Origin of the sequence: Actinoplanes philippinensis (assembly GCF_900113015.1) — a bacterium.
Taxonomy (GTDB): domain Bacteria; phylum Actinomycetota; class Actinomycetes; order Mycobacteriales; family Micromonosporaceae; genus Actinoplanes; species Actinoplanes philippinensis.
On record NZ_FONV01000021.1, the window covers coordinates 24533 to 37666 of the forward strand.

11 protein-coding genes are annotated in these 13134 nt (G+C 72.6%); 8 read left to right on the forward strand and 3 right to left on the reverse strand.

The genetic code is table 11. The annotated features are described in order from the left end of the window. Positions 1-6 precede the first annotated feature (6 nt). From BM290_RS40550 to BM290_RS40560, 3 genes are all read left to right on the forward strand, one after another. A complete protein-coding gene (locus tag BM290_RS40550; RefSeq protein ID WP_093621300.1) occupies positions 7-1509 on the forward strand; it encodes a M1 family metallopeptidase in 1503 nt (500 codons plus the stop codon). 65 nt (positions 1510-1574) lie between these two features. Beyond that, positions 1575-3050, forward strand: a complete 1476-nt coding sequence (locus BM290_RS40555; protein ID WP_239143853.1) for a M1 family metallopeptidase — start codon at positions 1575-1577, stop codon at positions 3048-3050. Between the two features lie 54 nt (positions 3051-3104). Continuing rightward, positions 3105-4271, forward strand: a complete 1167-nt coding sequence (locus BM290_RS40560; protein WP_093621301.1) for a hypothetical protein — start codon at positions 3105-3107, stop codon at positions 4269-4271. A gap of 38 nt (positions 4272-4309) precedes the next feature. Here the strand turns inward: BM290_RS40560 and BM290_RS40565 are convergent, their stop codons facing one another. After that, positions 4310-5923: a xylulokinase gene (locus tag BM290_RS40565; protein WP_093621387.1), complete on the reverse strand. Its 1614-nt coding sequence runs from the start codon at positions 5921-5923 to the stop codon at positions 4310-4312. Positions 5924-6135: 212 nt separating this feature from the next. On the opposite strand from BM290_RS40565, the gene BM290_RS40570 reads away from it, so the two are divergent. Continuing rightward, entirely contained in the window at positions 6136-7998 is a 1863-nt protein-coding gene (locus BM290_RS40570) for a S1 family peptidase (RefSeq protein WP_177320100.1), read from the forward strand. A gap of 109 nt (positions 7999-8107) precedes the next feature. After that, positions 8108-8923: an SAM-dependent methyltransferase gene (locus BM290_RS40575; protein ID WP_239143852.1), complete on the forward strand. Its 816-nt coding sequence runs from the start codon at positions 8108-8110 to the stop codon at positions 8921-8923. Between the two features lie 9 nt (positions 8924-8932). Here BM290_RS40575 and BM290_RS40580 read toward each other — a convergent pair whose 3' ends face one another. Continuing rightward, the gene (locus tag BM290_RS40580; RefSeq protein ID WP_093621304.1) at positions 8933-10267 is read right to left on the reverse strand and encodes an aromatic acid exporter family protein; all 1335 of its coding nucleotides are present in this window, start codon (positions 10265-10267) and stop codon (positions 8933-8935) included. A gap of 147 nt (positions 10268-10414) precedes the next feature. On the opposite strand from BM290_RS40580, the gene BM290_RS48835 reads away from it, so the two are divergent. Next, a complete protein-coding gene (locus tag BM290_RS48835) occupies positions 10415-10567 on the forward strand; it encodes a hypothetical protein (RefSeq protein ID WP_177320101.1) in 153 nt (50 codons plus the stop codon). Between the two features lie 7 nt (positions 10568-10574). Here BM290_RS48835 and BM290_RS40585 read toward each other — a convergent pair whose 3' ends face one another. After that, the gene (locus BM290_RS40585) at positions 10575-10871 is read right to left on the reverse strand and encodes a chorismate mutase (protein WP_093621305.1); all 297 of its coding nucleotides are present in this window, start codon (positions 10869-10871) and stop codon (positions 10575-10577) included. A 66-nt stretch (positions 10872-10937) separates the two neighbouring features. Here BM290_RS40585 and BM290_RS40590 point away from each other — a divergent pair, with 66 nt between their 5' ends. Both BM290_RS40590 and BM290_RS40595 read left to right on the forward strand, forming a co-directional pair. Further along, a complete protein-coding gene (locus BM290_RS40590) occupies positions 10938-11624 on the forward strand; it encodes a hypothetical protein (protein WP_093621306.1) in 687 nt (228 codons plus the stop codon). A 34-nt stretch (positions 11625-11658) separates the two neighbouring features. After that, positions 11659-13134: a hypothetical protein gene (locus BM290_RS40595; RefSeq protein ID WP_093621307.1), complete on the forward strand. Its 1476-nt coding sequence runs from the start codon at positions 11659-11661 to the stop codon at positions 13132-13134.

Here is a 13134-nt window from a genome sequence, read left to right on the forward strand (position 1 = left end):
ACCACCTTGTTCCGCAGAAGTGTCACGGCGGGTGTGCTCGCCCTCGTCCTCGGCATCCCCGCAGGCGTCCACGCCGCGCCACCGCCCGGCCGTCCCGGCGCCGGCGACGTCTACTACCCGTCCTACGGCAACGGGGGGTACGACGTCGCGCACTACGACATCCGGCTGCGCTACCAGCCGAAGACCGACCGGCTGACCGGCGTCACCACGATCCTGGCGTCGGCCACCCAGGACCTGTCCCGGTTCAACCTGGACTTCTCGCTGGCCACCACGTCGGTACGGGTCAACAACCGGCCCGCCCGGTTCACCCTGGCCCGGGACCACGAGCTGGTCGTCACCCCGGCCCGGCCACTGGTGAAGGGCGAGGCGCTGACGATCGTCGTGGAGTACGACGACATCCCGTCGAAGGCCGTCGGCGCCGGCAAGACCGCGTGGAACCGGACCCCGGACGGCGTGCTGGCCGTCGGCGAGCCGGAGATCGCCTGGTGGTGGTACCCGAGCAACGACCACCCGGCCGACAAGGCGAGCTACGACGTGTCGGTGCTGGTGCCGGACGGGGTGGAGGTGATCTCCAACGGCACGCCGACCGAGTGGGCCTCCGCGACCGTCGACGGCTGGTCCCGCTACTCGTGGCGGCAGGAGAAGCCGCAGGCCGCCTACCTGGCGTTCCTCGCGATCGGCGACTTCGACGTCAACCTGGACTTCTCCGCCGACGGCAGCCCGATCATCAACGCGTACAGCAAGCGCCTCAGCGCGGGCACGGCCGCCGCGGCGAAGGCCAGCGTGGAGCGTACCGACGAGATCATCGACTGGCTGGCCGGGAAGTTCGGCCCCTACCCGTTCGACAGCCGCGGCGGCGTGGTCACCGCCGCCTATGACCAGGCCTTCGCCCTGGAGAACCAGACCCGGCCGGTGTACGACGGAAGCTTCTTCGAGGCCGGCGCCAACAGTTCCGTGGTGGTTCACGAGCTGGCTCACCAGTGGTTCGGCGACTCGGTCTCGGTCGCCCAGTGGAAGGACATCTGGCTCAACGAGGGCTTCGCGTCCTACGCCGAATGGATGTGGTCGGAGGAGCAGGGCGAGGGAACCGCCGACGAGCTGGCGCGATACGTCTACACCACCAAGTATCCGGCCGACGACCCGTTCTGGAAGGTGAAGCCCGGCGACCCCGGCTCGGCCGACCTGTTCGCGAGCGCCGTCTACGACCGGGGCGCGCTCACCCTGCACCACCTGCGCAAACTGGTCGGCGACACGCACTTCTTCGCGATCCTGAAGGCGTGGACCGCAGCGAAGAAGTACGGTGCCGGCACGACACCCGAGTTCCAGGCTCTGGCCGAGCGCATCTCCGGCGCGGACCTGGACGCCTTCCTGACCACCTGGCTGTACACCCCGTCCCGCCCGGACCTGGCCGTCGGCGCGCGGGCCGCCGCCCCGGCCGAGCCCGCATCCTGGTCCAGGATCGCCGCCTCCCGCCACGCCGGGTCCCGGCACTCCGTACAGGGTGGTTAATAGATTCTTTTAAATGCATTGGTACGTTTGCCCGGATCGGAACCATTCCGTGAAGGGAGACACCCTTGCTCCGCAGAACCGTCATCGTGACGGCGGCCGTGATGGCCGCCGTCCTCGGCGTCGCGACCGGCTCGCAGGCCGCGCCCGCACCCGGGAGCCCCGGCGCCGGCGACGTCTACTACCCCGACTACGGCAACGGGGGATACGACGTCGCGCACTACGACATACGCCTGCGCTACTACCCGGACACCGACCGGCTGACCGGCGCCACCACGATCCTGGCGTCGGCCACCCAGGACCTGTCCCGGTTCAACCTCGACTTCGCGCTGGCCACCACGTCGGTACGGGTCAACAACCGTCCCGCCGGCTTCACCAAGCAGGGCGACCACGAACTGGTGGTCACCCCGGCCCGGTCGATCGCGAAGGGCGCCCCGCTCACGATCGTCGTCGAGTACGACGACATCCCGTCGAACGTCGTCGCCTCCGGGTTCACCTCGTGGAACCGGACGCCGGACGGCGCGCTGGCCGTCAACGAGCCGGAGATCGCCTGGTGGTGGTACCCGAGCAACGACCACCCGACCGACAAGGCGAGCTTCGACGTGTCGGTGCTGGTGCCGGACGGGGTGGAGGCGATCTCCAACGGCACGCCGACCCGGTGGGCGGCGCCCGCCTTCGACGGCTGGAGCCGCTGGTCGTGGCGGCAGGACAGGCCGCAGGCCACCTACCTGGCCTTCCTGGCGATCGGTGACTTCGAGACCTACCAGGACACCTCGGCCGACGGCAGCCCGATCGTCACGGCGTACAACACGCGCCTCGACGCGGCCACCGCCGCCGCGGCGAGGACCAGCGTGGAGCGCTCCGACGAGATCACCGACTGGCTGGCCGGGAAGTTCGGCCCCTACCCGTTCGGCGCGCGCGGCGGCGTGGTCACCGGCGCCGACGATCAGGGCTTCGCCCTGGAGACCCAGACCCGGCCGGTGTACGACGGACGCTCGTTCCTGCGGGGCTCGAACAACTCACTGATCGTCCACGAGCTGGCCCATCAGTGGTTCGGCGACTCGGTCTCGGTCGGCCAGTGGAAGGACATCTGGCTCAACGAGGGCTTCGCGTCGTACGCCCAATGGCTCTGGTCCGAGGATCAGGGCGAGGGGACCGCCGAGGAGATCGCCGACTACGTCTACTCGACGGCGTATCCGGCGGACAGCGCGTTCTGGCAGGTGCTGCCGGGCGACCCGGGGGCGGGCGACCTGTTCGACGGCGCCGTCTACGACCGGGGCGCGCTCACCCTGCACCACCTGCGCAAACTGGTCGGCGACGAAGACTTCTTCGCGATCCTGAAGGCGTGGACCGAGGCCAGGAAGTACGGCGCCGGCACGACGCCCGAGTTCCAGGCCCTGGCCGAGCGCATCTCCGGCGTCGACCTGGACGCGTTCCTGCAGGAGTGGCTCTACACCCCGGGCCGCCCCGACCTGGGCGTCAGCACCCTGGCCGTCCCGGCGCAGCCGAAGTCCTGGCCGCAGATCGTGGCCGCCCACCACTGACGGAAAACGGCCGATAAACCGCAGATCGGTTTCTCCCGGTCCTACCGTGGGCCGATGAGACGCATCGCGCTGACCTGCGCCGCCCCGGCCCTGGCGGTCGCCGTCGCCGTCACCGGCACGGCGGCCGCCACCGACGTCGTCCCCGCGCCGGCCGCCTCCCCACCGCTCGGTGACGACTTCTTCGCGGCCTCGGACATGCGGCGTGGCCTGCTCGCCCCGACCGATCTGCCGGCGGGCTGGAGCGCGGGCGAGGTGTCGTCGGGCCAGACCGACCAGATCGACCGCCTGGACACCGACGCCTGCTCGATCGACGGCGGGATGAGCGTGCAGCGTGGCGACAACGGCAGCCCCATCACCTATGCGGCGCAGAGCTTCACGCACACCGACGGCAGCAGTCTCACGATCGACCTCTACGCACTCGGAGCCGAGCCGGTCGCCGACTGGATCGCCGACACTGCCGCGCCGCCCACCGCATGCCCGGTCGTCACGGCGGACGGCGTCGTCGTCGAGCATCACCGGCTCCCGCTGCCCGGCCTCGGTAAGCCCGCTTCCGGCCTGATCCGGGTGACCCGCGACCGGCAGGAGGCGCCGCAACGCCGGCACACGGCTATCATCGGCTGGAACGCGGTGGTGGTCGCCATCGAGGAGACGAACACCAGCGAGGCCGCTCAGGCCCGATTCGTCGGCATCGTCGAGAAAGCCGCCCGGCAGGTGGAGAGGATCGCCGGCGGCCCCGCGATCGAGGATCTCCGGCGGGGCCTGCTCACCCTCGCCGACCTGCCCGAGGGTTTCCGGGTCACCGCCGACGACACCGCCGAGAGCCGCACGCTGCTCACCGAACGAGGGTGCGACGGCGCCGTGACCAACGCCGGTGACGAGCGGCTCGCGGCCGTCCGCAGCTTCGCCAGGGGCGGTGCCACCGTCTCGGTGGCGGTCGCGGTCACCGCCGACCCCTATGCGCTGATCAGCGCCATGCGGAGCCGGATCACCGACTGCCCCGCGGCGCCCGGCCAGGCCGTCGCCGAGCCCCCGTCGATCTCCACCGACATGAGTGTCGGGGGCATCGTCTACCAGGATCGGCCCGCCCGGCTGCGGGGCATCGCCAACTACCGGGACATCGTCTCCGACGTGCGGGTGACGATGACCGACGGCATCGATCTGACGGCGGCCGAGGAGATCCGCGAGGCCGCGCTCCGTGCCACCTGGCGCGTCTACGACTGACCGGCGGGTGGCCCTCCGCCGAGGGCCACCCGCCCGGGTCAGCTGTGCTCGACCGCGGCCTGCTCGACCGGGAGCGCCGCCACGTACCGCTGCATGAACGCGTTGAACCCGGCCACGTCCTCCGGCTCCGGCTCCGCGGTATCCAGCTGCGCGCCGGCGAAGACCGACGTGGTCAGGAAGTCGGCGAGGCTCTGCCCCGGCTGCCGCGCCGTCACGAACCCGGCCAGCACCGCGATGCCCCACGCGCCGCCCTCGCCGGCCAGATCGCCGACCGACACCGGCGTGTTGATCGCCGCGGCCAGCAGCTTCTGCGCCACGCCCTCGGTCTTGAACAGGCCGCCGTGCGCGAACATGCTGTCCAGCTGCACCGACTCGGCCTTCTGCAGCACGTCCATGCCGATCCGCAGGGTGGCCAGCGCCGAGTACAGCTGGGTGCGCATGAAGCTGCCCAGCGTCAGCGCGCTGCCCGGCTCGCGCAGGAACAGCGGCCGCCCCTCGTGCAGTTTGGTGATCGGCTCCCCGGACAGGTAGTTGAACGCCATCAGCCCGCCGCCGTCGGCCGCGCCGGTCAATGCCGACCGGAACAGCGTCTCGAAGATCTGCCCGCTGGAGGCGGACACGCCGAGCGCGGTGGCGAACTCGGTGAACAGCCCGGCCCACGAGTTCAGCTCGCTCGCGCCGTTGTTGCAGTGCACCATCGCCACCAGGTCACCGGCCGGCGTGGTCACCAGGTCGATCTCCGGGTGCGTCCGGCTCAGCGGCCCGTCCAGCACGATCATCGCGAAGATGCTGGTCCCGGCGCTGATGTTGCCGGTGCGGCGGGCGATCGAGTTGGTCGCCACCATGCCGGTGCCGGCGTCGCCCTCCGGCGGGCACAGCACAGCGCCCGGCTGCAGCGTGCCGCTCGGGTCGAGCAGCCGCGCGCCGGCCTCGGTCAGCGTCCCGGCGGCCTCACCGGCGGGCAGCACCGCCGGCAGCAGGCCGGCCAGCTTCACCGGCACCCGGCCGGCGGCCAGCTCGTCGAACTGCGCCAGCATCCGCGCGTCGTACCCACCGGTGGTCACGTCGATCGGGAACACGCCGCTCGCGTCGCCGACGCCCAGCACCTGCCGGCCGCTGAGCTTCCAGTGCACGTAGCCCGCGAGCGTGGTCAGGTGGGCGAGCCGGCCCACGTGCTCCTCGCCGTCGAGGACCGCCTGGTAGAGGTGGGCGATGCTCCAGCGATGCGGGATGTTGTGCCCGAACAGCTCGCTGAGCTGCTCGGACGCGTCGCCGGTGTTGGTGTTGCGCCACGTGCGGAACGGGGTGAGCAGCTCACCCTCGGCGTCGAACGCCAGGTAGCCGTGCATCATCGCGGAGACGCCGAGCGCCCCCACCGACCGCAGCTCCGTCCCGTACCGGCTGCGGACCTCCGCCGCGAGCGCGGCGAAGCAGCCCTGCAGGCCCTCCCACACCGCTTCGAGGGAGTAGGTCCAGACGCGGTCGACGAACTGGTTCTCCCAGTCGTGGCTGCCGACCGCGATCGCCGCATGATCCGGCCCGGTCAGCACGGCCTTGATCCGCGTCGACCCCAACTCGATCCCGAGAGCGGTCCGCCCCTCGTCGATCGCTGCCCGCACGTCGGCCGGCGGCCGTGCATCCGTTTCAGTCATGGTCATGTCATACCGCACGCCAACAGGTGGAACGTGACCGGCCCGGCAGGTTTTGCAGCGCTGCAAGGTCGAAATCGGGCGGCGCGGGGGCTCACCCGGCTGGTCCGGGCGCTGTCGGGTTACCGCATCGATTCGACGTAGGTCGATGGATTCGGGCACACTGCTGATCGCACTCAAGGACGACACGGGAGGCCTTGACGATGGACACGACGATGACTGCCGCCCGCGGCCGCGCGAGACGGGCGGTCCGCCGCCTCGTGCCGGCCGCCGCACTGGCCGGGCTGACCCTGGCCGCCGGGGTGGGCTCCGCGCCGGCCTCGGGCGTCACCGGCGGCACACCGGCCGAGGGGTACGCGTTCGCCGCCCACATCCAGGCCGGCGACCTGCTGCGCGGATGCTCCGGCGCCCTGATCGACCCGGAGTGGGTCGCCACCAGCGCCGCCTGCTTCACCGGCGCCGGCGCGCCCGCCGAGGTCACCACGGTCACCGTCGGCCGGCCCGACCTGAGCGTGTCCGGCGGCCAGCAGCGCCGCGTCGTCGACGTGGTGCCGCACCCGGACCGCGTGCTGGCCCTGGCCAAGCTCTCCGCCCCGGTCATCGACATCACGCCGGTGCCCCTCGCCGCCGTCGCGCCGGCCGCCGGGGAAACCCTGCAGGTCCTGGGGTATGGCCGGACCGCCACCGCCTGGGTGCCGGGCCGTCTGCACCGCGGCGACCTGACCGTCCAGGCCGTCGGCGGCGCCACCATCGACCTCGCTCCGGCGGCGGGCACGTCGGCCGGCATCTGCAAGGGCGACGCCGGTGGACCCGCGCTGCGGCCGCGCGGCGCCGGATTCGAGCTCGTCGGCGTGCACGCCACGTCCGGTCAGGCCGGCTGCCTCACGGCGCCGGACGGCGCGACCGCCACGGCGACCGAGGCCCGGCTCGACGACATCGCCGGCTGGGTCCGCCAGACCGTCCGCGGCGGCACGTTCGTCCGCCTCCCCACGAGCGCGGCGGTCCTCGACACCCGCGGCTCGATCGGCGGGGCGCCGGGCGTCAAGGCCGCCGGCGCCACCACGTCGTTCCAGGTCACCGGCGTCGGCGGGGTGCCCGCCACCGGCGTGACAGCGGTGCTGCTGGACATCACCGCGGTCACCACCACCGCCGGGATGTACCTGACCGTGTTCCCCGAGGGCACCACCCGGCCGGCGGCGCTGTCCACGCTCAACGTCAGCGCCAACCAGGTCCTGTCCAACAGCGCCGTGGTGACGGTGCCCGGCAGCGGCAGGCTCTCCGTCTACAACAGCGCCGGCGGTGTGCACATCGTGGTCGACGTGCAGGGCTACTACACCCGTACCGGCACGTCCGGCGGAGGCTACGTGCCGGTCACGCCGACCCGCGTGGTGGACACCCGCAGCGGGCTCGGCGGTGGCGGCACCACCACGATCCCGAGCGGCGGCAGCCGGACGTTCCCGTTCACCGGCGGGGTGATCCCGGCCGGGGCGTCCGCCGCGTTCGTCGATCTGATCGCCACCGGCGCCACCGCGCAGGGCTGGATCGGCACGTACGCGACCGGCGGCGCCAACCGCAGTGTCATGGACTACGTCCCGGGCACCACGTCGCACGGCGTCTCGGTGCGCCTCGGCACGGACGGGCGGGCCACCTTCACCAACAACAGCGGCTCACCGATCCACCTGGTGATGACGGCGACCGGCTACTTCACCGGCGCCCCGGCCACCGGCGCCGGCCTGCGCACCCTCGCGGCACGGCGGCTGGTGGACACCCGCGGCAACGCCGCCCCGATCGCGGCGAACGGCACCGTCGACATCGCCACCGGCCTGCCGCCCGGCGCCACCGCCGTGGTCAATTTCATCGTCGTGGACAACACGACCGCCGGATACCTGCGCGCCTGGCCGGTCGGCGGCGCCGAGCCGGCCACCTCGCTGTCCAACTACCCACCTGCCGCCGACGTGGCCCGCGGCGGCCTGGCCCAGGTGCCGGTCGGCACGGACGGCAGGATCCGCGTCCGCAACGTCAGCACCGGCACCACCAACCTGGTGGTGGACCTGGAGGCGTGGTACGCGGGCTCCTGACCCCGGCGAGGCCGCGCGCGTGACCGGCGCGCGCGGCCACCGGCGGGCCCGCGGGCGCATGTGGACACTGCGATGGCGCGGAATCGATCATCGGTGTTAGATAACGGGCGTGGATGACAGGACCGCCGCCGCCCGGGGCATCGACCCCACCCAGCCGCACCCGGCCCGGCGCTACAACTACTGGCTCGGCGGCAAGGACAACTTCGCCGCCGACCGGGCCTCCGGCGACGAGCTGCAGCGGCACTTCCCGAAGGTGCGTGACGGCGCGATCGCCAACCGGGCCCTGCTGCAGCGGGCCACCCGGTTCCTCGCCGAGGAGGCCGGCATCCGGCAGTTCCTCGACATCGGCACCGGCCTGCCGACCGCCGACAACACCCACGAGGTCGCGCAGCGGCACGCCCCGGCGAGCCGGATCGTCTACGTCGACAACGATCCGCTGGTCATGGTGCACGCGCGGGCGCTGCTCAACAGCAGCCCGGAGGGGCGGACGGCGTACATCGAGGCCGATCTGAACGATCCCGAGGCGATCCTCTCCCACGAGGTGCTGCACGAGACCCTCGACCTGAAGCAGCCGGTCGGGCTGATGCTGATCGCGGTCCTGCACTTCATCCACGGCCACGGCGCCGCCCAGCCGATCGTCGGCAAACTGCTCGACGCCCTGCCGTCCGGCAGCTTCCTGGTCGCCACCCACGCCACCTCCGACTTCGGCACGCCCGAGCAGCAGGCCCTCTACCAGCAGCTGGTCGAGCAGGGCCGGTCCGACGTCTGGACCCGCCCGCGGGACGAGTTCGCCGCCCTCTTCGACGGCCTGGACCTGGTCGAGCCGGGCGTCGTCCCGGCGAGCGAGTGGCGACCCGACCCGGGCGCGGTGATCCCGGACCGTTCCGACATCAACGTGTGGACAGCCGTCGGCCGCAAACCCTGATGCGGGCTCTCAGCGGCTGAGGGCCTTCTCCCAGATCAGGCGTACGGCGGGGAGCACCTCGGAGACGGCCGGGATGCTCGGGCCCGGCTCGCGCACGCCGACGGTCAGGGCCGGTGCGGAGCGTTCCAGTGAGCCCGCCATCCGGTCGATGTCGGTGATGATCGAGCCGGTCAGCACCAGCACACCGGTGTCGTCCACCTCGGTCCGGACCTTGCGCAGTGTCCGGTGGCGTTCCTCACGCAGCCCGTTGAGCAGCTCGTGCAGGTTGCCGGTGTCCGGCCCGCTGTCGGCGTGCCGGTCGGCGACCAGGGCGGCGTGCGCCGTGAACGCGTCGGCCGCGGTGGCCAGCACCTGGCCGATCTCGCCGGGCACCCCGGGGGAGCCGGGTGTCGCGGCGGCGTCGAACATCGACCGGGCCACCGAGTTGACCTGCTGAACCCCGTGCTCCAGCGCGCGCAGCGTCTGGTCGAGCGGAGTCACCCGGGTCATCGGCGTGGTCAGCGACCAGCGAGCCTGCCGGCCCAGCTCGTCGACCGCGGCGACCGCGTCGGCCAGATCCTCGTCCAGCTCACGCGAACGGGCCAGCCACGCGGCCGCCTGGTCACGGTCGTAGCCGTCCCGGACGCCCGCGCCGAGACGGCCCAGCAGCGCGGCGATCTCGGTCGACAGGTGGGCCAGCTTCCACCGGGCCCGCTCCAGCGGCGTCATGCCGCTGACCAGCGGCGACACGATCACGCCGACGACGATGCCGAGGACGGTCGCGGCGACCCGCTGCCACACGAACGACTCCGTCACCACCGTGCCGCCGACCAGGATGCCCAGCGACGTCAGCGGCACCGTGGCCGAGCCGTCGCCCAGCCGCAGCAGCCGGCCCAGCGCCAGACCGCACCCGGCGATCACCGCGACACCCCACTCGTTGATGCCGAAGGCGCCCCACACCACCACCGCCACACCGATCCCGGCGAGCGTGCCGACCAGCCGCTGCGCGCCCTCGCGCACCGAGGCGTGCGAGCTCATCTGCACCGACAGCGTCGCGGAGATCGCCGCGGTGATCGGCCCGACCAGGTGCAGGGTGTCGGCGGCCGTCCAGGCGATCCCGGCGGCCGCCGCGGTGACCAGCACCGACCGGGCGGTGTCCGGCTCGATCCGGTCGCGGCACCGGCGGGCCAGCCGCCGCGCCGGGGCCGGCAGGTGCGGGAGCACCCGGGCCAGCAGTGCGCGGCAGGTGAGCTCGACCGCGGGTTTGACCTTGCGCCGCAACAGGGTCGCGACGACCGCGCAGAGAGTCAGGCCGACAGCGACGACCGTGATCGGATGAGTGGACGACAGGAACGACTGGAACAACGAAACAGCTTTCTTTCTCGCGTACGGGTGTCCGACGCAAAAACTATCGGCGGGCACGTCCGGCCAATCGCCGAAATCGGGCAAATGTGATCACCGTCGCCCTCGTCGGAGTGCCGCCCCGGCCGGCGTCCTCGCGACGCTCACCCGGTGCCGGACCGGGCCGGCCACCACACCGTGCTCGGCCTGGTGCTGCTCGGAACCGGCATCGGCGCCGGATCCCGGTCGGCCGCCTGCACCGTGCTCGGCCTGGTGCTGTTCGGAACCGGCATCGGCGCCGGAGTCCGGTCGGCCGCCCTGTGACGGCCGGTCAGTCGTTGTCCGGCGCCGCGGTCCGGTGGTGCTCGGTCAGCTCCAGGTCGATGAAAGCGCTGATCATCGCGCGGTAGACGCGCTCCACCACCTCGGGTGAGGCGTCCTGCTCGGTGGCCAGGGCGCGCACCCGGCTGATCACCTGCTCGACGCGCGCGGGAGCGCGGACCCCCTGCTCGTCGCTCTTGAAGGCGGCCGCCGCCCGGACCAGCCGCTCGCGCTGGGCGAGCAGGCCGACGACCTGGCTGTCGAGAGCGTCGATCCGGCGGCGGACGTCGTCCAGGGAGGTGGCCATCCGTCCATCGTGCCAGGTGGCCACCGGGCGGGTGTGGCGCGACGCCGGAGCGGGCAGAGATCGGGAATGCTGAGCAAAACGATCCGGATCGCGTCGGGTGCCGGACTTCTGGGCCTTTCGATGACGGCGTGCACCGCAGCCGAGCCCGCCGTGACCACCAGCCCGGCGGCGCAGACGAGCCCGGCGGCGAGCACGCGGGCCGCGGCCGCCGACGGGATCCCGGCCGGCGCCCTGCTCCAGCCCGCTGACGTCGGCGGGGTGCAGGCCGAGCCGCTGGACCAGGGCGAGTACGCCCATGTGCGTCCGCTGCGGCCGTGTGGCGACGACCGCTATCCCAGTGACGGCTCGCGGACCGACGCGGTGGCCGTGCAGTACGCCGTGCCCGGCGCCGAACAGGGCAGCACCCCCAGCGTGGTGATCGAGTTCGTCGGGCGGCACGAGCCCGGGGGAGCGGCCGCACAGTTCCGGGACATCGGCGCGGCCCTGGACCGGTGCCCCGGCGGACTCGGCGAGGGACAGCGCAAGTGGGAGATCGTCGAGTCCGACGACGACTCGATGCTGATCCGGATCGGACAGCGGTTCGCCTACGCCGACGAGAAGCCGGCGACCGTCAACCACTATGCGGCGCTGTCCCGGGTGAACGACGCCGTCGTCGTGGTCGCCGACCTGGGCTGGGAGAACTCCGACGGGTCGGAGAAGCTCGTCCGTGACCTGATCGCCAAGGCGGAGCAGCGGGCCGCCACCGTGTCCTGAACCGCTACCGTGCCCGATATGCGATGATCGATGCGTGCAGAGACCGGCTCTCCTGACGGCCGCGGCCGCCGGCTCCGTCGCGATCCTGGGAGCGCTGTCCGGAGCTGATCAGTTCGCGGCGCAGGCCGGAGTGCTGGCGCTCGGTTCCCTCGGCGTCGTCGTCGCCGCGCGGCACGAGGCGGCCCGCCGGGTCCGGTGGTCGCTGCTCGCGGGCATCGCCGTGCTCGCGGTCGCCGTCGCCGTACCGGACATCCTGAGCCCGCCGGTCACCGGCCCACAGTTGCTGTCGCCGGCGGCCGGCGACACCGGCACGTTCGTGCGGGACGTGGTGGACAGCGAGTGGCTCACCGTCCTCGCGGTCCTGCTGGCGTGCGCGGCCTTCACGCGGGCGGCGACCACGAGGCGGCCGGCCGGGGAGATGCCCGGGGGCGCGGAGTCCGGGATGTCGGCGGCCACCGAGCCGGGCGCCGCGGCGCCGGGGATCACGAGCCACGGCGTCCAGGGGCCGGCCGTCACGGATTCCGGTGGCGAGGGGCCGGCAGTTACGAGCCACGGCGTCCAGGGGCCGGCGGTCACGGATTCCGGTGGCGAGAAGCTGGCGGTCACGAGCCACGGCGTCCAGGGGCCGGCGGTCACGGATTCCGGTGGCGAGGGGCTGGCGGTTACGAGCCACGGCGGCGAGGGGCCGACGGTTACGAGCCACGGCGGCGAGGGGCCGGCCGTCACGGACCACGGCGGCGAGGAATCGTCGGTTGCGGGGCCTGCGGTCGGGAGGCCCGCCGGGAACGAATCGGCGGTGACCACGTCTGCCGACCACCGGAGAGCGAGACCGGCGATCGTGGCCGCGGCGGTGGGTTTCCTGCTCCTCGTCGTCGCCCTCGCTGATCTGGGAGTGGCCGCGGCCGGGCAGAGGACCGGCGAGGCGGCGCGCGAGTTGATCGTCACCGTGGCGTTTCCGATGTTGGTCGCTCTGCTGGCGATCATTTCGGCGGTCTGGGGCGCCTACCGCGTGGCCGGTGAGGCGGCGGTAGGCGATGGCGTGACGGTGTCCGATGACGCAGCGGCCACCGATGGCCCGGCGATGGCTGATGGCACAGCGCCGGATGGTGGGACTGCGATGGCTGGCGGCATGGCCTCGGATGGCGGTACGGCGTCGGATGGCGGCACGGCGTCGGATGGTGGGACTGCGGCGGCCCGCGGCACGGTGGAGGCCGGCGGGATTCTGGCGGCGGTTCGTGCGGCGGCCGGCGCCATGCTGAGCGCCGGCGGCCTGGTCGCCGCCGGTGGACTGCTGCTGGCGGTCTCCGCGCTGGCGGTGGTCTACCTAGGGGTGCTGTCGGCGCCGCTGCCCTTCGGCTACGCACGCCAACTGATCTTCGATGTGGCGACGATCCGTACCACGTGGGGTGATCTTGATCTGATCGCCGCGCTGAGGCTTGCCGGATGTCTCGGCGGTGCGGCCTGTGCCGTCCTCGGATCCATGTCCGCGGTGCGTCGGCCCGCGCCCTGA

Bases quoted from the DNA above. Each gene is read 5' to 3' on its own strand.
- BM290_RS40560 (WP_093621301.1), top strand. From the start codon at position 3,105: ATGAGACGCATCGCGCTGACCTGCGCCGCCCCGGCCCTGGCGGTCGCC.
- BM290_RS40565 (WP_093621387.1), bottom strand. From the start codon at position 5,923: ATGACTGAAACGGATGCACGGCCGCCGGCCGACGTGCGGGCAGCGATC.
- BM290_RS40570 (WP_177320100.1), top strand. From the start codon at position 6,136: ATGACTGCCGCCCGCGGCCGCGCGAGACGGGCGGTCCGCCGCCTCGTG.
- BM290_RS40585 (WP_093621305.1), bottom strand. From the start codon at position 10,871: ATGGCCACCTCCCTGGACGACGTCCGCCGCCGGATCGACGCTCTCGAC.
- BM290_RS40590 (WP_093621306.1), top strand. From the start codon at position 10,938: ATGCTGAGCAAAACGATCCGGATCGCGTCGGGTGCCGGACTTCTGGGC.